The sequence below is a fragment of the Klebsiella sp. CN_Kp097 genome, from assembly GCF_040064495.1.
GTDB lineage: Bacteria > Pseudomonadota > Gammaproteobacteria > Enterobacterales > Enterobacteriaceae > Klebsiella > Klebsiella aerogenes.
Genome location: NZ_JBEAIL010000007.1, coordinates 364,349 through 381,806, shown reverse-complemented (window position 1 = coordinate 381,806; position 17,458 = coordinate 364,349). Strand labels below are relative to the sequence as shown.

Genomic DNA, 17,458 nt, shown 5'->3' with positions numbered 1-17,458 from the left:
GTCATATTCATCAGCCCCGGCTCCAGCCTTTATGCCGGATGGCGGCTACGCCTTATCCGGCCTACAACGGCGAAACTGCGCTTTCTTCGCCGTCGTCATCAGCGTTACTTCCCGGCTTCCGGATGGGTATCGAACGCCGCCATCACTGCTGCCAGCGCGGCTTCGCTGAAGCCGTGCTTCGGGTCATCTACACCAAGTCCGAAGCGGGTTTGCAGCGTTTCATAAAGCGCCGACACGTCCGCAAGATCCACCTTCTCCACTACATGGTTATTTTCCCAGTGGGTAAAATGGAAATTGGTGAGCGTCATTTTTCCGCCGTCCGGCAGATGACGACACATCAGCAGATGATGGCGGAAATGGGACTGCGGCCAGTGCGCCGACCAGAAGTTACCCATCACATAATCAGAGGCATATTGTCGCCCCAGATCGAAATGGTACATCGACTGCCAGTGTTCATGATGATTAAACTGCAGCGTCCACTCATCGCCTTCATGCACCAGGCGGTAAACACCATGCGGCGTATGCTGCGGAATATCGGCCAGCAGCTTAATCGGCGCGGTCAGGGTTTGCCCCCCAAAGCCGACATCAGCAATCCAGCGTTCGCCTTCGACCTCCACCAGCAGCAAGCGATGGGTGCGCGGCGGCATCTGCGGCGGATTCGCCAGCACCACGCGGCCCAACAGGCTGCGAACCGAGAAACCGATCTCGCTTAGCGCCCGCTGCAACAGCCCGTTCTGTTCAAAACAGTAGCCGCCGCGGCGGGCGGTGATTAACTTTTCCTCCAGCGCCCGATCGTCAAGGTGGATTTCACGCGGTAGCAGAACGTCCAGGTTTTCAAACGGGATCGCGCTATTATGATGGCTATGCAACTCTCGCAGGGTGTCAATGGAAACATCGGGGGTTCCCGTCCAGGCCAGACGAGTAAAATACGCGCTTAAAAATGGGGTCATCAACGCCTCCAGCTTTTGGTGTCCGACATTTATAGCCTATTTTTTCCCCGCGACGGTGTATTTTGTGCGATCGCGCCAGCTGATATCTGATTTACATAGCCGTTGATGTATTGATTACCTTTGTATTGTGAATAAACTACTTACAGGCATTCGCCCACTCACCAAGGAACGCTTATGAGCCGTTTTCGCCACGTGGAACTTCAGTACGCCAGCCGCCTGCTCAACCACGGCCCGACCATTATGATCACCAGTTATGATGCGCAGTCAGGACGGCGTAACGTGATGTCCGCCGCCTGGTCGATGCCGGTTGAATTTGCCCCGCCGCGAGTGGCTATTGTGGTGGATAAAAGCACCTGGACGCGGGAGATCATTGAGCGTAACGGCGCCTTTGGCATTGTGGTGCCGGGCGTGGCCGCCGCCAGTTGGGTCTATGCGGTCGGCAGCGTGAGCGGGCGTGATGAAGATAAGTTCAATGCTTACGGTATCCCGGTGGTGAATGGGCCCGAACTGGGGCTACCGTTAATTGAAGAGAAATGCCTGGCGTGGATGGAATGCCGTCTGCTACCCGCCACCGCGGCACAAGAGCAATACGATACGCTGTTTGGCGAAGTGGTTGCCGCCGCGGCCGATGAACGAGCCTTCGTCAGCGGGCGCTGGCAGTTTGATGATGACAAACTCAATACTATTCACCATCTCGGTACCGGCAATTTTGTCGCCAGCGGCCGTCACGTGCAGGCGAATACGCCACATAATTAACAGAACGACGGCAACTCTGCCGTCATTCCCTTTCACCATCTTTTAGAGTAAGTGATAAGACGGCGGGCTTATCATGAAGCGATGAAAGTGACTTCCACCTTTAAGGTTGAAGTTAGCTTTAATTTTATCTAAATGCGCATAAATGGTTTTTACCCGCAGTCCCAACGCTCTGGCAATGGCGTTCACCGGAGTGCCTTTGGCGACATGATCAATAATCATCATTTCTCTTTCGCTGAGCGGAGCCCCATCTTTTGCCTTCATTACACTAAAATCCGGTTGACCATCATGATGATATAATTGCCGATGCTTGATCGTTAACAATAATTTTTGAACATTGTCTATGGTTTCACGACTGCTTATCCATAATATATTTTGGCGAAATAAAAGCCGCCGTGAGTGAACGTTTCTGGAGGTGCTCACACCCAGAATCATGCCCTGATAAAATTGAGATAGCGCATAAATATGCTTGTAATCTTGATAGCCATGTAACGGCAATATAATGAGATCCGCTTGCTGTATAGAATGATTACAAAAATCCAAATCAGCGTAATCGATCTCATTATCGTCAGAAGCTATCTGTTGCAGACAGTGTTCCACGCCCAGTCGGAACCAAATATCCTTACTATTAATTATCACCTTCAATTTTATAACCTTAACATGAAAACGACAGGCATACCTTGAATACGGCAGACCCTATGGCTATTAATTTAGCTCGGACAGCTCACAAAGCTGAACGGTCGCATCATTATTCTGGCAGAATGGTTTATGAGTTCTTACCGAATAAACACTCGTAACGTAATGACTATTGATATAATAACCCTGAGTCTTAACGCGTAATATAATCTCTTGTTCGATGCCGATATCCTTCAGGATCCGACGTAAATTTTGCATCACTTGCCATAAACGTTGTGATGAGGGCCTTAAATCATTTTTCTCCCAGACATGTACCATCAACTCTTCATCACTAACCATTCTTTCAAGACCATGTTCAAATAAATACTCAATTAAACAGGCCATCGTTTTTCGTAGACGGATGTTTTTTCTATTACCACTTACAGTAGCTATTTCCCGGTACTTCAAGAAGTAAAAAAAATCATCCTCTAATTGGTAACCAAGTAACGCACTACCTATTATCATTCATCTCTCCATGATAAAAATCATCATTTCAAAGGCAGGTTACATGGCAAATCAGCAATCGCCTAAACAATTTTGATATGCATAATAATCAAAACATAAAACTACATTTAAATACATATAAAGCGCAATGCACTATATAGTGCAGTATTATCAGTTATTTATGTTGATTAGGATTATTCTTAAATGGCCAATTACTTTACAAAAGGTAAATTAATGAAAGGTATGGAAATCAAAAAAAAGCCACTTTTATTGATCTGGATCAATAAAGTGGCATATCTTTCGCTCAAGTAAAATTGACCTCGGCCGATGGTAGTCTATTTAGCGTGACGAAAATGCGCTAACGGCGGCCGGTCTTTTACATTCGGTATCCCGGTTTCTTAATCAAAGAATCCATCTGCGGCGCGATTTCATTATCCCATACCTGCTGCCAGTCGCTCTGCTGCACCTGATTGAGCGCAACGCTAACTGAACTGTCTTTTGTACTAAGATGGCGGATCAGAACTTCAGTGATTTCCGCAGCCAGCGCATTTTTTTGCTCTTCGCTCAGTTCACGGGGAAAACATTTAATATCGACATGTGGCATAGCAGGCTCCTTATTCTTGGGAATTTAAAACTATCACAGGTTTCCTGATGCAAGTCACAATTAGTGCTTTAAAGAAGATTGTTGTCATGCAGTACCTGCTGCAGCTCCGTACGGCGATAAACCGCCTGCGCCACGGCGGCAAACTTTGGCGTATGCGCCGCGAACCACTCTCGGCGCGGCCCCCAACTGTACATCGCGGCAATATAGCAATCCAACAGCGTGATATCCCCGCCCAAGGCGTAAGGCGCGGCAGCCAGCTGTTGTTCCAGCCATAGATACAGTGATTTGCGGTATTGCTGACAGCTCTCACGCAGTTCGTCAGGCGCTGAGGCTGTCCAACGTTCGGGATAGTCGGCATAGGTGAAGGTAGGATAAACGTTAGCCACCAGCCAGATCAGCAAACGTTGAAACTGCCGGCGCTGTGGCGTACCGGCTGGCGGCGCCAGATCCGGGCGCTCGTCGAGGATCATCAGCGCTATCGCCGCCGACTCCGTCATTACGCTGCCATCAGCCAGCAGCAAAGTGGGCACCTGACACAGCGGGTTGATCGCCAACAGTTTCTCTCGCTGCGCGCCTGGCTGGTCAAAGCCATCGACATTGATAAAGTGATAAGGGATATTGGCCAACGTTAGCATCATCTCGCTTATCGCCGAGCCCCACCCCGGCACGCCATACAATTTCATCATCGTCAGCTCCCGCGTAGAAAACTTTTAGCGTAGCACTAATTCCGCGCGGCGCTGAATTCGCGCCAGGCGACGATGGCCACCAGTACCACCGGAATAAGTACCGAGTAAAAGCCCGCCAGGATGTAGCCCAGCGCTCCGAGCCCTGCGCCCAGCAGAAAACCGAGCACCGAAGCCCCCGATTTTTTGATTTTCTCTCTATTCTCGCGGTTAGGCGCCTGGCACCAGTTCACCACATCGATGGTTAACTGCGTGACGTTGCCGGTCATCATCGTACTCGGGCTGGTGGTGGGTAATAATAAACGGGTGGTTGCATTCCTCACCCCCATCGCCATTACGCCTGCCATGCCGGTGATTAACGCGGTCGCGCTATCCGCGCCGACAAAGGGCTGCCACAGCAGCCCCAACAGGCCGAAAAGCAGTAACAGCAGGATCTCGACGACGAACAAGCCGCCAAGGAAGCGTGGCGTGATAATTTTTCGACGTTTGATAACCAGCGTAACGATCGCCACCGCCAGCATAAAAACAGGAATGGCGAGCAGTTTGGATAAAATACCTTCGCTGTTGGTGGCCAGTGCTGCGCCGGCCACCACCAGGTTTCCCGTGACGTGGGCGGTAAACAGGCCAAACAAGGTGATGAAGCTGATGGTGTCGATAGCGCCGCCGGAAGCGGCGAGCAACGCGGGTTCACGATGGTGCAGCCAGCGTTGCTCCAGTAAGAGTTGGTTTTCAGCCACAGTGATTAATCCATTAAAAAGACACACGATGTAGCCATGAGTATAGCAATCCCTGCTATGAATAATCATTGCATCAATAGGTTATCCCCGGCGGATTGACCTCCGATTGCCTGACTTCCTCCCCCTGTTCCCCCCAGCGCGCGAGCACCTGCTGATACTCGCCGCGAGCGATCGCGCCGTTTAGCGCCGCCTGCAGCGCATATACCAGCCCATTGCCTTTTTTAGTAGTCGTCGCCACCCAGGCTTTTTTGGGTCCCAGCCCGACGACTTTAGTTTTCCCGTTTAATGCAGCCTTATAAGAGGCCACCGACTGCGGGCCAAAAAAGATATCCGCCCTTCCCGACTGAATATACAAATTGCCGGAGGCATCGTCAGTAAGATAAACCGGTAACGCCGGCTGACGGCCGGCGGCTTCGTTTTCCGCATTCCACCCCAGCAGGATCCGCTCCTGGTTGGTGCCAGAACCGACAATGACTTTACGCCCCGAGAGATCCTGCGCATTTGAAATCCGCGTGATCTCACTGGTTGATTTCACCGAAAAGGCCAGCGAGTCAACGCGGTAGGTGGCGAAATCGAACTTCTCTTTGCGCTTCTCGGTCACCGCAATGTTAATCAACGCCACATCATAACGCCCTGACGCGATCCCCAAAGGCCAGTCCTCCCAGGCCGTAGGCACCAGCTTCAGTTTCAGCCCAAGGCTACCCGCCAGTAAACGGGCAATGTCCGGGTCGCTGCCGATGCGCGTACGGTTGTCGCTGGCCAGCAGCGCCAGCGGCGGCGAATTTAACGCCGAAATCGCCACCGTCAGCACGCCGGGCTCCACAAAACGATAGTTAGGCGGGATTTTGCTAATCGCGTTATCATCTCGCGTCACCGGCAATGGCCGTTCATTGGCGCGCAAATCAAGTTCGGCGCGCGCCTCGCCGATGCTCAGGAGCAGCATGAGAGCGGCAGCTAATTTCCTCATGCCAGCACCCGCGATAAAAATTGCCGGGTGCGCTGGTGTTGCGGATTATTTAACACTTCATCGCTGCTGCCCTGTTCAACGATTTTGCCATCGACCATAAACACCACCTGGTCGGCAACCTCACGGGCAAAGCCGATTTCATGCGTTACCACCACAAGCGTCGTCCCGGAGCGGGCAAGTTTTTTGATCACATCAAGCACTTCGCCAACCAGTTCCGGATCCAGCGCCGAGGTAGGTTCATCAAACAAGATCACGCGCGGATTGAGCGCCAGCGCGCGGGCGATGGCGATGCGCTGCTGCTGACCGCCGGAAAGATGCCGTGACCAGGCATCGGCTTTGTTGCGCAAACCGACAATGTCCAACAATTCATACGCACGAGCAATCGCCTCTTTGCGACTGGCCTGTTTATGGGCAATCGGCGCTTCAATCAGATTCTCCAGCACCGTCAGATGCGGGAACAAATTGAAGTTCTGAAATACATAGCCCACGTTAACCCGCTGGCGGAGGATCTCTTTTTCTTTCAGCTCATACAGCTTGTCGCCTTGACGGCGATAACCGATATAGTCGCCATCAATCTGGATAAACCCTTCATCGACCCGTTCAAGATGGTTAATGGTGCGCAGCAGCGTCGATTTTCCCGAACCGGACGGCCCCAGGATCACCGTCACCGTTCCCGGCGCAATCTCCAGGGAGACATCATCCAGCGCTTTATGACGACCAAAGTATTTACTGACCCCGGTTATCGAAATATGACCATTACGAGAGTTGAGCATGGACGGCCTCCTGCGGCTGACGAGCCGGTTGGTTAACGCGATTATTACGCACGCTGTTCACCGCTGAGCGCCGTTCGCTGCGCGCCAGCGCGCGTTCGACCAGGTACTGAATTGCAGAAAGCACGCTGGTAATCACCAGGTACCACGCGGCGCCCACCATCAGTAACGGGATCACTTCCTGGGTGCGGTTATAGATCATCTGAATGGTGTAGAACAATTCCGGCATCGCCAGCACGTAAACCATCGCCGTCCCTTTTGCCAGGCTAATGATTTCATTGAACCCCGCAGGCAGAATGGTGCGCAGCGCTTGCGGCAAAATGATCCGCAGCGTACGTCGCCAGGCGGGGAGTCCCAGCGCGGCGGCGGCCTCATATTGCCCGTGATCCACGCCCAAAAAGCCTCCGCGGATAATTTCGGCAGTATAGGCGCTCTGCACCAGCGTCAGGCCAACTACTGCCGTGGAGAACTGCCCCAGTACATTGATAGTCTGGTAGCTCGCCCAGGTTATGCCGGTGAAGGGGATCCCCACTGATAAGCTGTCGTAGAGATATGAAAAGTTGTACAGAATGATCAACACCACGATTAGCGGCAGCGAACGAAACAGCCAGATATACCCCCATGCCAGGCTGCTGAGCAGCCACGACGACGACAAGCGGGCCAGCGCTAACAGGCCGCCGAAGATGACGCTTAAAAAGGTACCAAGTAGCGTGAGCAGCAGCGTTTGCCCCAACCCCTCAAGGATCACCGGGTCGAAGAACCAGTGTGCGAACACCCCCCACTCCCAGCGCGGATTGAACGCGACCGACTGCACAACGACCGCCAGCACCAGCAGGGCCAATACCGCCCCGGCGACGCGCAGCGGATAGCGAGCCGGAACCACTTTAATCGTTTCAGATGATTGCATGACGCCTCCTTAAGCGCTGTGGCTGAGGGCGCTAACCGCCAGCGCTTTAGTGAACCGCAACCGCCCATCATAGGGCGGGCGGCTGTACTCTTCCGGGTCGCGAGTGAGGTCAAACTGTGCTTCGTACCCCTGGCTTAAATAGAGCTTTACCGCTTCCGGCTGGCGAAAACCGGTGGTGAGATAAATATGGCTATAACCTGCCAGCACCGCCCGACGCTCCAGTTCTTGTACAACCCTGGCGGCCAGCCCCTGTTGACGCAGCCGACGATGCGTCCAGATCCGCTTAATTTCCGCGGTGTGCGGATCTTTCGGCTTGTAAGCACCGGTGGCGATGATTTCGCCGTCACGCTCCAGCACAATAAACAGCCCCTGCGGCGGCAGATACCATTCGGTTAACTCCACTTCCGCATCACGAGAAAAATAGTCGCCGTAACGGGCGGCGTACTCGGCAAACAGGCCGCTAATAATCGGCTGTAGCTCCGGCGCGTCCGGAGAAATATCACGGAATGCTTCGCTCATAGCGCCTCCTGTTAATCGCCCAGCCCGGCAGGGTTAATTTCCGATTGTGGAATGCTCTCCACGCCTTCGCCCCAGCGATTGAGCACTTTGGCATAATCGCCGCTGGCGATAGCGCCATTCAGCGCCGCCTGGACGGCATTGACCAGCCCGCTGCCTTTTTTCAACGTCACCGCGATATGCGCCGCCTTCGGCCAGCCGCCGTCCACGCTCCCCACCAGCTTAGTTTTGCCGGTTAGCGCCGCTTTCCAGGCGCCAATGACGTTAGGGCCAAAGTAAGCATCGGCGCGGCCCGTTTGCAGAGCCAGCGTCTGCGCGGCGTCATCCTTGGTGTAGACCGGTATAAACGGTTTAAGCCCGCGCTTAACGTTTTCCGCATTCCATGCCAGTAAGATTGCCTCCTGATTGGTGCCGGAGCCGACGATAATCTTCAGCCCGGCAATATCTTCCGCTTTGTCGATCTTGTTCAGTGGGCTGGTGCTTTTAACGTAAAAACCCAGCGAATCTTTACGATAAGTGGCGAAATCGAACTTCTCTTTGCGCTCTTTGGTAACGGTAATATTGCTGATCGCGGCATCATATTTGCCGGAGGCGACGCCAAGCGGCCAGTCTTCCCACGAGGTCGGAACAACGTTGACTTCGAGGCCGAGGCTGTCAGCCACCAGACGCGCAATATCCGCCTCGCTACCGAGCAACGTTTTGTTATCATCAGAAAACACCGTCAGCGGCGGCGAGTTTAGCGCCGCAACCGCGACGGTGAATTTCCCCGGCACCGCCAGGTGCAGATCTTTCGGCAACAGCGCAATTGCCTGCGGATTTTTTGCCGTATGAATCGGGGTTTTATTGGCTTCCAGGCTAACTCCGGTGCCATTGATATTGACGTCCTGCGCCCACGACGGGGCGCTAATTGCCAACGCGAAGGCCAGCAATAGTGTTGATTTCTGCATAGCGCGGTTCTCTTTTATTATTTTTCGAATTGGTTAATGGGCAGATCCAGCCCCAGGCTTTCCCGCAGCGTGGTGCCTGGATAGTCGCGGCGGAACAATCCGCGCGCCTGCAGCAATGGCACCACTTCATCAACGAAACGCGGGAAGGTTTCCGGCGTGCCGCCCTGAATAATGAAGCCATCGGCGGCGCGTTGTTCGAACCACAGCTGTAAGCCGTCGGCGACGTCGCTGGCCGTGCCGGAGAAGCGCGGGCGTGGGCTGGCGGCCTCCAGCGCCACCTGGCGCAGGGTTAATCCCCGTTCACGGGCATTGCGTTTAATCTCATCGGTGGTGCTGCGGAAGCTGTTTTGCCCAAGGTCGCCAATATCCGGGAAGGGTTCATCCAGCGGATATTGCGCAAAATCATGATGCTCGAAGTAACGACCCAGGTAATTCAACGCGTCGTCGATCGAGACCAGCGCCGCCGTGGTCTGGTATTGACGCTCCGCATCCTCCGCGTCGTCACCGACGATTACGCTGACGCCCTGGAAAATATGCAGTTGATCCGCACTGCGCTGATAGGCAGCCAGTTGGCTTTTGACATCCTGATAAAACGCCTGCGCCTCGGCTAACGATTCCTGGTGGGTAAAAATGGCATCGGCGTGGCGAGCAGCTAATTTTTTGCCGTCATCGGAGGCGCCGGCCTGGAAAATAATGGGCCGTCCCTGCGGCGTGCGGGCAATATTCAAAGGACCAGCGACTTTAAAGAAATCGCCATGATGATTAAGCGTATGCAGTTTATTTTTATCAAAAAACTGACCGCTCTCTTTATTACGCACAAAAGCGCCGTCCTCCCAGGAATCCCATAATCCTTTAACCACCTGAAGATATTCGTCGGCGATGCGATAGCGCAGCGCATGATCGGGATGCTGGGCGCGGGAGAAGTTTTTCGCCGAGCCTTCCAGCGGCGACGTCACCACGTTCCAGCCGGCGCGCCCGTGGCTTAAATGGTCAAGGCTGGCGAACTGTCGCGCGGTCGTGAACGGTTCGCTATAGGAGGTGGATAGCGTGCCGACCAGCCCCAGACGATCGGTCACCGCCGCCAGCGTTGATAATACCGTTAACGGCTCAAAACGATTTAAAAAGTGCGGGATGGATTTTTCGTTAATATATAACCCGTCGGCGACAAAAATAAAATCGAGTTTCCCCTGCTCGGCTTTTTGCGCCGTTTCTTTCACAAATTCAAAATTAATACTGGCATCCGCCAGCGCCGCCGGATGACGCCAGGCGGACATATTTCCTGAGGCGCCATGTAAAATCGTCCCCAGACGTAATTGCCGTTTTTCAGACATAGTGACCCCTTACCCTGTCAAAAATTAAATATGGTGTAATGCCTGTTCCGCCAGATCCGCGAAATAGCGCGCGGCTGGGGCAATGACGTTTTCATCCGGATTAAAGGCCGGATGATGCAGGCCGAATTCACTGGCGCTCCCTATGCTGACGAAAGCACCCGGAATATGCTGCAGATAGACGGCAAAGTCTTCACCGCCCAGATGCAAATCGGCGTGATGCGTGCGGTAGCCGAAGCGGTCGGCCGCCGCGCTGGCGAACGCCGCCCATTGTTCATCGTTGACCAGCGCCGTTGGTCCGGCGTACCAGAAGACATCGATTTGCGCGCCGAAGGCGCTGGCGAAGCCGGCGGCGATTTCGCTGACTCTCGCCTTAACCCGCTGCTGCACCTCGCTACTGTGGGTGCGCAGCGTTCCCTCGAGCTCTACGCTTTCCGGCAAGACGTTCCAGGTATTTCCCCCCTGGATCCGCGTCACGCTGAGCACCACCGAATCCAGGGTATTCACTTCGCGGCTGGCGACGCTTTGTAGCAGCGTCACCAGTTGGCTCGCTAGCAGGATGGCATCTTTGCCTTCATGCGGCCGGGCGGCATGCGCCCCCTTGCCGGTTACTTTGAATACGAAGCGATCGACGTTGGCATAAAACGGGCCGCCGCGGGTGGCAAACTCGCCAACGGGTAAATTGGGCTCATTGTGCATGCCGAAGATTGCCGATACGCCGTCAAGCGCCCCGGCGCGGATCAACGTTTTTGCGCCGCCGAAACTCTCTTCCGCTGGCTGGAACAGGATCCGCACCCGCCCCGGCAGTTGCGCTTCTCGTTCCTTTAACAGCAACGCCGCGCCAAGCATCACGCTGGTATGTATATCGTGACCGCAGGCATGCATGACGCCGGGATTTTGCGAGCGGAACGGCAGTCCGGTGGCCTCTTCTATCGGTAGCGCGTCAATATCGGCGCGCAGGGCGATGATTTTATCGCCGCTGCCCACTTCCGTCACCGCGCCGGTGGTTAACTCGTAAGGCAGTAACGGCAGGCCGCCGCTTTGCAACCAGTCGCGGATACGCGCGGTAGTTGCCACTTCCTGTAATGAGAGTTCCGGGTTCTGATGCAGTTCGCGCCGCCAGCTAATCAGCTGTTGTTCGAAATTCATGGCGTTACCTCCGCGCCAAGATGCGCCTGCGCCAGCAATCCCAACGACGCCAGCCGCGCACGCCCTTCGGCAATAGGGGTATCAATAATAAACTCATCAATGCCCCACTGTGCCTGAAGGGCATCGAGTTGTGCTTTAACCTCTTCTGCGGTACCAAACAACAGCGAGGACTCGCGGCGCTCAATGCGCGTCGGCGGGCTACCGGCCTGACGGGCAAAAGCCGCCGCTTGAGATTCACTGCCCACCGTCACCCGCTGACCGTTTGCCAGCTCGACGCCCCAGACCTCTACCTGCTTCGCCAGATCGGCCGCGCTGGCGGCGTCTTGCGCAACAATAACCTGTACGGCCACGATCACCTCGCGGCGGCTCAATTCGCGCCAGTTCGTCAGCACTTCCTGCAACAAGTTTTTATCGCCATTGAGATGCGCGGCAAAAACAAAGTTCCAGTCCAGACTGGCCGCCAGACGGGCGCTGTCGACGCTGGCGCCGAGCAGGAAACCGTCCGCACGGCGCGGTGGAATGGGGGTCGCGCGCAGGCTCTCCTCGCCCTGGCTTTCGGTCAACGTTAGCCAGTTATCAAGCTGGGTAAGCTGCTCGGCAAAACTGCCCTTTTCGTGCTGATGAATGCCCTGCTGTAATGCGCGAGTGGCAAGCGGCAAACCGCCTGGCGCTTTGCCAACGCCGAGATCGACACGCCCTGGGGCAAGGCTTGCCAGCAGATTAAAATTCTCGGCGACTTTGTAGGGGCTATAGTGCTGCAGCATCACGCCGCCGGAACCGACGCGGATCTGCCGGGTTTGCCCGAGGATCCAGGCAATCAATAGCTCCGGCGACGGGCTCGCCAGCTGTTCCGCGTTGTGATGCTCGGCAATCCAGAAACGATGATATCCCCAGCGTTCTGCCTGTTGCGCAAGCGTTAACGTACGCGCCAGCGCCTGAGCGGCCGTTTCACCGGGAGCAAGGGGGCTTTTATCCAGGATACTGATTCGATAAGACATTTCGCAGGCTCGTTTTAATTAACATGCCTGCATTATTAGAATCTGCAGCGCGTACTGAGAAACAATTTATTCACATGTACTCTGCCGGAAATTAGATATGCACCCTGCCAGCCATTGCCTGCTGATGGACAATTTCAGCAATAAAGCGCTCTGTTTGTCGCTGATTACGTAAACGGACGAAACGGATATGACCATACTGCGCAGAATGCATATCCGCTAAATAGCGCTGACGATTAGAGCGCCACGTTTTCATGGTCCACAAAATTATCGAATCACGATTGCAGAAGGTGCGACGAAAGGTTTCGCTATTACCGGTACCCGGCCATAGCTCCTGCTGGTGCCAGGCGCGACTCAGCGCACGGCGAATGGCCTGATATAGTGTGCGAACAAAGCTATAATCTACCCATACCACCAGATCAATATCACGCCATTTGACTGCGCGACTGCGATTATAGTTGCCATCAAGAACCCAGCCAGCAGAGGCCGTTGCCTGCGCGATGCTGGCGAAAAACTCTTCATCCGGCGCCCCCTCCCACTCTGGCCGCCAATAGAGCCTATCCAGTTCGATGTAGGGCAAAGAAAGCGCTGCCGCCAGGCGTTGCGCAAGTGTCGACTTCCCTACGCCGCTAGTGCCTACCACATTGATTTTCATGATTATTTCAAGCCCCTTTTTCTCCCGATAGTCAGCATATACTCTCTTCAGCTGCGTAGATCCTTGTGGCGAAAGCCGTCTACCGCGTTTAGACTCAATTTCCTGCCATGAATTCGCTAAATTAAATACGGTAACAGCATGTTAAAGGATAACTTCAACGATCTCCTGTCGTTTATGGTAGTCGCCCGCGAACGCAGTTTCACCCGCGCCGCTGCCCAACTTGGGGTATCGCAATCTGCGCTGAGCCATGCGATGCGCAACCTCGAAGCCCGGCTTGATGTTCGTCTGCTGACCCGTACCACCCGCAGCGTCGCCCCCACCGAAGCGGGTGAAAAATTGTTCCAGAATTTACGTCCGCATCTCACGGAAATTGAACGCGAGCTCGGCGCCTTGAGGGATAGCCGCGCCCTTCCGGCGGGTAATATTCGCCTTAACGCCGGTGAACACGCCGTCAGCGCTGTGTTGTGGCCGGCATTAAAGCCATTTATGTTGCGTTATCCGGATATCAATATCGAAATTACCGTCGATAACGGCCTGGCCGATATCGTCGATGGCCGTTTTGACGCCGGCGTTCGTCTCGGCGATCAGGTGGCAAAGGATATGATTGCGGTACGCATCGCCCCAGACATGCGCATGGTCGTCGTGGGCTCGCCCGACTATCTACAACGCTACGGCACCCCGCAGACGCCTTATCAACTGGATCAGCACCGCTGTATTAATATGCGGCTACCAACCCGCGGCGGGATTTACGCCTGGGAATTCACCGATGATGGTAAGGGCTTTCAGGTTTATGTAGAGGGTCAACTGACGCTGAATAGCTTACCGCAACGCATTGATGCCGCTGAATCTGGTCTCGGCCTGGCCTATGTGCCGGATGATTGCGTCGAGGAGGCGCTGGTTGCCGGTCGTTTAGTACGGGTACTCGATGCCTGGACACCCACCTTCCCTGGTTATCATCTGTATTATCCCAGCCGTCGTCAGCATACCGCTGCGTTTGCGCTACTCGTCGACGCGTTGCGTCATTGAACTCATTGATATTTAAGTAAGTGCTGTTGTGAAATGTTTTACGTGCGTCACTATCACGTTACGTGTAGGATGCAGCGCCGTGCATGATTTATCTCTACGACAGAATAGTGAGAAAGCCAGCACGATGTATCGCCGCTGCGCGATACGACAACCACTCATGGACATTGACAGGAAAATGGGTACATCAATGAATAACAAACACACTGACGCGGCGGAACATCATGCCGCGAAACGCCACTGGCTCAACTCGCACGAATCGGGTTACCACAAAGCAATGGGCAACCGTCAGGTACAGATGATCGCCATTGGCGGCGCCATCGGGACCGGTCTGTTTCTCGGCGCCGGGGCGCGTTTACAAATGGCAGGCCCGGCGCTGGCGCTGGTTTATCTGGTTTGCGGTATCTTCTCCTTCTTCATCCTTCGCGCCCTCGGCGAACTGGTTCTCCATCGCCCCTCCAGCGGTAGTTTCGTCTCTTACGCTCGCGAATTTCTCGGTGAAAAAGCCGCCTACGTTGCCGGCTGGATGTATTTCGTCAACTGGGCAATGACCGGTATCGTTGATATCACCGCCGTCGCCTTGTATATGCACTATTGGGGCGCTTTCGGCGATGTTCCGCAGTGGGTCTTCGCCCTTGGCGCGCTGGCGATCGTCGGCACCATGAATATGATCGGCGTGAAATGGTTCGCTGAGATGGAGTTCTGGTTCGCGTTGGTGAAAGTACTGGCTATCGTCGCGTTCCTGGTTGTCGGCACGATTTTCCTCGGTACCGGCAAACCGCTGGATGGCAATGCCACCGGCTTCCATCTGATTACCGACAACGGCGGTTTCTTCCCGCACGGTCTGTTACCGGCTCTGGTACTGGTTCAGGGCGTCGTCTTCGCCTTCGCTTCCATCGAGTTGGTGGGTACCGCGGCAGGCGAATGTAAAGACCCGGAAACCATGGTACCGAAAGCGATTAACAGCGTGATCTGGCGTATCGGCTTGTTCTACGTCGGTTCCGTGGTGCTGTTGGTGCTGCTGCTGCCGTGGAACGCCTATCAGGCAGGGCAAAGCCCGTTTGTCACCTTCTTCTCGAAGCTCGGCGTACCGTACATCGGCAGCGTGATGAACATCGTCGTGTTAACTGCCGCCCTCTCCAGCCTGAACTCAGGCCTGTACTGCACCGGGCGAATTCTGCGTTCGATGTCGATGGGTGGCTCAGCGCCGAAGTTTATGTCAAAGATGAGCCGTCATCACGTCCCTTACGCCGGGATCCTCGCGACGCTGGCGGTCTACGTGGTGGGGGTCTTCCTCAACTATCTGGTACCGTCGCAGGTATTTGAGATCGTACTTAACGTCGCATCATTGGGGATTATCGCCTCATGGGGCTTTATCGTGATCTGCCAGATGCGTCTGCGTAAGGCTATCAAGGAAGGAAAAGCGGCGGATGTAAGCTTTAAAATGCCGGGCGCGCCATTTACTTCATGGCTAACGCTGTTGTTCTTGCTGAGCGTTCTGGTGTTGATGGCTTTTGACTACCCGAACGGCACCTATACCATCGGTTCCATTCCGCTGCTGGCGGTGCTGCTGATCGCTGGCTGGTTCGGCGTACGTAAACGCGTGGCTGATGTTCACAGCACGGCGCCGGGCGTTGAAAAACGCTAAGCGCCTCTCCATAACGGTTTGCCCCTCAGCGGGCAAACCGTCACCGCAAAATTAATTATCTTCCACCAGTTGAGCAACGTCGCTGCTGTTGATTTCGCGTTTGTTGCCAGACTCATCGATATAGCTGGTCATGCCGGTTTCTTTATCTAACTGCGGTTTACCGTGGGTCACGATAGTTTGCCCGCTTTTTGTCGTCATGACGTAATTAGAGCTGCAGCCAGCCAGAAGCGCCAGCATTGCCGCCGCACAGATCACCATATATGGCTTTTTCATAATTTCTCCAGAATGATTACCACTCTCCCGCCGCGCGCGGGAAAAAGTAAGTGTATAACCTTTATAGTAATCAGGCTAATAGCGGTTTGTAACAGAGGATGAGACCCGGAGTAAGGAGGGGACTCCCCCTCCTTGAGAGATTACAGAGCAATGCGGATAACGTCGTCCGGCGCGGTGGCCTCTTTCTGACGAGTTGACTCCTGTTTCACGCTAACAAACAGCGTTTTTCCATCGGCGGACAGCGCCAGGCTATTCGGGAAGGTCGGCGTTTTAAAGGTTTTAACGACCTTATAAGTCTTAGCATCAATCACGCTGACTTCACCCGCTTTGCGATGGGTGACGTAGACTTCGTTGCGTGCTGGGTTAAACAGTACCGCCAGGGATTCCGGCGCGGCGATTTTTTGCAGCACTTTACCGTCACGAATATCCACCACCAGCACTTCCGGCTGCTTGCTGTCGGTAATGAAAGCACGGTGACCGGCTGTATCCAGGCTCAGGTTCAGGTAGAAATGCTCCTTACCATCATCCTGCAGCTTCTTGCGCGAGAGGATCTTATTGCTATCGGTATCGATAGTCAGTAGTTCGCCATCGGCATTGGTGGTGTAAAGACGTTTAGCGTCAGCATCGATTGCCAGTCCGGTGGCCATCGCGCCGGTATTGGTAATGGTATCTTTCAGCGTCAGCTTGTCGCCATCCACCACCCAAATGACGCTCTCTTTACCCAGACCGGAGATATATACGGTATTGGTTTTCTCATTCACTACCAGCTCACGCGGCTGCAGCGGGCGCACGGTATCACTACGTTTACGGTCATCGAGCACCAGTCGCCCTTTCACCGCGCTGGTTTTGGCATCTATTGCGGTCACGCTGCTATCAACGGTGTTGCCAAACCACAACGTCTGGGTGGTGTTATTGATGGTGGCGCCGAACGGTTTCAGGTCGTTATGAATAACCTGGGTGATGTCGAGCGTAGTCGGATCCAGACGATAGACGATACCGCCTTTATCCAGCGAGCGGCTTTGCGAGGTAGCAACCCACAGCGCATTTTCCTGCTGGCTATACGCCATTTCGTACGCGCCTTTACCGACCGCTTTACGCAAGAGCTCCTCGGCGGCGTGGGCGCTGAAGCTGCCTGCCAACAGTAACGACGTTAATAACAGAGAACGACGCAGACGCGGCGCGGATAACTGACGTAATGACATAACGATTCCCTTTATAGAACAATTAATTACTGGTTAGAGATGGCTTCCACAGCGTGAAGGTTAACTTCACTCCTTTTGTAAATGAGAATAGTAATCATTATTTATCGTAATGTGGAGCGTTAATTGGCTTTTTTGATGAAAAGAATCACCTTTACTTGCTATTAGTTAACGACCGGTTAGTTAATTCTTTTCAAAGAATTTACAAACGGTGTAACATATATACATATGTTCC

At 54.1% G+C, this 17,458-nt stretch carries 18 protein-coding genes and 1 pseudogene; 3 read left to right on the top strand and 16 right to left on the bottom strand.

The window, feature by feature from the left end:
* Nucleotides 1-104: 104 nt before the first annotated feature.
* Nucleotides 105-950 carry an N-hydroxyarylamine O-acetyltransferase gene (gene nhoA / locus ABLV07_RS12185; RefSeq protein WP_015366444.1) on the bottom strand — a complete coding sequence of 282 codons (846 nt, stop codon included), beginning with the start codon at nucleotides 948-950 and terminating at the stop codon, nucleotides 105-107.
* Between the two features lie 174 nt (nucleotides 951-1,124).
* On the opposite strand from nhoA, the gene ABLV07_RS12180 reads away from it, so the two are divergent.
* Entirely contained in the window at nucleotides 1,125-1,706 is a 582-nt protein-coding gene (locus ABLV07_RS12180) for a flavin reductase family protein (protein ID WP_015366443.1), read from the top strand.
* Between the two features lie 42 nt (nucleotides 1,707-1,748).
* On the opposite strand, the gene ABLV07_RS12175 is transcribed toward ABLV07_RS12180, so the two are convergent.
* From ABLV07_RS12175 to ABLV07_RS12115, 13 genes and pseudogenes are all read right to left on the bottom strand, one after another.
* Nucleotides 1,749-2,342 (bottom strand): LuxR C-terminal-related transcriptional regulator, encoded by a 594-nt coding sequence (locus ABLV07_RS12175; RefSeq protein WP_223848511.1) that lies wholly within the window; start codon nucleotides 2,340-2,342, stop codon nucleotides 1,749-1,751.
* Between the two features lie 66 nt (nucleotides 2,343-2,408).
* Complete coding sequence (locus ABLV07_RS12170) at nucleotides 2,409-2,843, bottom strand: winged helix-turn-helix domain-containing protein (RefSeq protein ID WP_020078688.1); 435 nt, start codon at nucleotides 2,841-2,843, stop codon at nucleotides 2,409-2,411.
* A 355-nt stretch (nucleotides 2,844-3,198) separates the two neighbouring features.
* Entirely contained in the window at nucleotides 3,199-3,426 is a 228-nt protein-coding gene (pptA, locus tag ABLV07_RS12165) for a tautomerase PptA (RefSeq protein ID WP_015366439.1), read from the bottom strand.
* 68 nt (nucleotides 3,427-3,494) lie between these two features.
* A complete protein-coding gene (locus ABLV07_RS12160; RefSeq protein ID WP_015366438.1) occupies nucleotides 3,495-4,112 on the bottom strand; it encodes a glutathione S-transferase in 618 nt (205 codons plus the stop codon).
* 35 nt (nucleotides 4,113-4,147) lie between these two features.
* Nucleotides 4,148-4,846: a YoaK family protein gene (locus ABLV07_RS12155; protein ID WP_046883810.1), complete on the bottom strand. Its 699-nt coding sequence runs from the start codon at nucleotides 4,844-4,846 to the stop codon at nucleotides 4,148-4,150.
* 73 nt (nucleotides 4,847-4,919) lie between these two features.
* On the bottom strand, nucleotides 4,920-5,789 hold the full coding sequence (locus tag ABLV07_RS12150; RefSeq protein WP_015366436.1) for a transporter substrate-binding domain-containing protein: 870 nt from the start codon (nucleotides 5,787-5,789) through the stop codon (nucleotides 4,920-4,922).
* Between the two features lie 20 nt (nucleotides 5,790-5,809).
* Nucleotides 5,810-6,586, bottom strand: a complete 777-nt coding sequence (locus ABLV07_RS12145; protein ID WP_015366435.1) for an amino acid ABC transporter ATP-binding protein — start codon at nucleotides 6,584-6,586, stop codon at nucleotides 5,810-5,812.
* Entirely contained in the window at nucleotides 6,570-7,490 is a 921-nt protein-coding gene (locus ABLV07_RS12140; RefSeq protein WP_045366173.1) for an amino acid ABC transporter permease, read from the bottom strand. Before ABLV07_RS12140 ends, ABLV07_RS12145 begins: the two co-directional genes overlap by 17 nt.
* Before the next feature lie 9 nt (nucleotides 7,491-7,499).
* Nucleotides 7,500-8,009 carry a GNAT family N-acetyltransferase gene (locus ABLV07_RS12135; protein ID WP_020078687.1) on the bottom strand — a complete coding sequence of 170 codons (510 nt, stop codon included), beginning with the start codon at nucleotides 8,007-8,009 and terminating at the stop codon, nucleotides 7,500-7,502.
* Nucleotides 8,010-8,020: 11 nt separating this feature from the next.
* Nucleotides 8,021-10,284: pseudogene (locus ABLV07_RS12130) on the bottom strand (NtaA/DmoA family FMN-dependent monooxygenase).
* A gap of 24 nt (nucleotides 10,285-10,308) precedes the next feature.
* The gene (locus ABLV07_RS12125) at nucleotides 10,309-11,430 is read right to left on the bottom strand and encodes an amidohydrolase (RefSeq protein ID WP_045361011.1); all 1,122 of its coding nucleotides are present in this window, start codon (nucleotides 11,428-11,430) and stop codon (nucleotides 10,309-10,311) included.
* On the bottom strand, nucleotides 11,427-12,428 hold the full coding sequence (locus tag ABLV07_RS12120) for an MsnO8 family LLM class oxidoreductase (RefSeq protein WP_032708156.1): 1,002 nt from the start codon (nucleotides 12,426-12,428) through the stop codon (nucleotides 11,427-11,429). Before ABLV07_RS12120 ends, ABLV07_RS12125 begins: the two co-directional genes overlap by 4 nt.
* A 91-nt stretch (nucleotides 12,429-12,519) precedes the next feature.
* Nucleotides 12,520-13,080 (bottom strand): adenylate kinase, encoded by a 561-nt coding sequence (locus tag ABLV07_RS12115; RefSeq protein ID WP_046883809.1) that lies wholly within the window; start codon nucleotides 13,078-13,080, stop codon nucleotides 12,520-12,522.
* Between the two features lie 138 nt (nucleotides 13,081-13,218).
* Here ABLV07_RS12115 and ABLV07_RS12110 point away from each other — a divergent pair, with 138 nt between their 5' ends.
* Both ABLV07_RS12110 and ansP read left to right on the top strand, forming a co-directional pair.
* Nucleotides 13,219-14,106 (top strand): LysR family transcriptional regulator, encoded by an 888-nt coding sequence (locus tag ABLV07_RS12110; RefSeq protein ID WP_015366427.1) that lies wholly within the window; start codon nucleotides 13,219-13,221, stop codon nucleotides 14,104-14,106.
* A gap of 187 nt (nucleotides 14,107-14,293) precedes the next feature.
* Nucleotides 14,294-15,751 (top strand): L-asparagine permease, encoded by a 1,458-nt coding sequence (gene ansP / locus ABLV07_RS12105; RefSeq protein WP_015366426.1) that lies wholly within the window; start codon nucleotides 14,294-14,296, stop codon nucleotides 15,749-15,751.
* Nucleotides 15,752-15,802: 51 nt separating this feature from the next.
* Here ansP and ABLV07_RS12100 read toward each other — a convergent pair whose 3' ends face one another.
* Both ABLV07_RS12100 and ABLV07_RS12095 read right to left on the bottom strand, forming a co-directional pair.
* On the bottom strand, nucleotides 15,803-16,024 hold the full coding sequence (locus ABLV07_RS12100; protein ID WP_015366425.1) for a YgdI/YgdR family lipoprotein: 222 nt from the start codon (nucleotides 16,022-16,024) through the stop codon (nucleotides 15,803-15,805).
* A gap of 140 nt (nucleotides 16,025-16,164) precedes the next feature.
* The gene (locus tag ABLV07_RS12095; protein ID WP_032708160.1) at nucleotides 16,165-17,226 is read right to left on the bottom strand and encodes a YncE family protein; all 1,062 of its coding nucleotides are present in this window, start codon (nucleotides 17,224-17,226) and stop codon (nucleotides 16,165-16,167) included.
* Between the last annotated feature and the right edge of the window lie 232 nt (nucleotides 17,227-17,458).